Source organism: Streptomyces sparsus (genome assembly GCF_054776295.1).
On record NZ_BAAHCA010001692.1, the window covers coordinates 1 to 566 of the forward strand.

Below are 566 nucleotides of genomic sequence, written 5' to 3' on the forward strand. Positions count from 1 at the left end.
GCCGGGGGCGGGGCGGCGACGGAACCGCGGTGACGGGCGGGGCGGCGACGGAACCGCGCCCCTCCGGCGGTGGGCTGTCGTACCCGGCCCGCACAATGGGGCCATGGCGACGACCGAGTGGGCACGGCACTGGCGCCACGACCGGCTGCCCGGCCTCGACCTGCTCCGCGCCCGCTACGTCCGGCACGCCTTCCCCCGGCACAGCCACGAGGGCTACACGCTCGGCGCGATAACCGGCGGGGTGGAGGAGGTCGGGCTGCCCCGCAGCACCGAGCGGGTCGGTTCCGGCGGCCTCGTGATGATCAACCCGGAGGTGGCGCACACCGCACGGGCCGGTGCGCCCGAGGGCTGGACGTACTTCACGCTCTACCCCTCCCTGGCGACGGTCACCGAGGTGGCCGCCGAGACCACGGGCGTGCGGGGCACACCCGCCTTCGCCGCGACCGTCACCCACGACCCGGTCGCCTCCCGGCAGATCCGAGCGGTGCACCGGGCCGCCGAGGACGTGGACGCGCTCGCCGCCGACAGCCTGCTGCGGGTGGCCGTCGCGCGCCTGCTGCGGGCCC

Annotated in this window: 1 protein-coding gene; it reads left to right on the forward strand. The window is 77.2% G+C overall.

Going from position 1 to position 566, the window contains the following annotated elements; all coding sequences use genetic code 11:
* Positions 1-103: 103 nt before the first annotated feature.
* On the forward strand, positions 104-566 hold a 463-nt coding region (locus ACYVE9_RS30335), incomplete at its 3' end, for an AraC family ligand binding domain-containing protein (protein ID WP_461031058.1).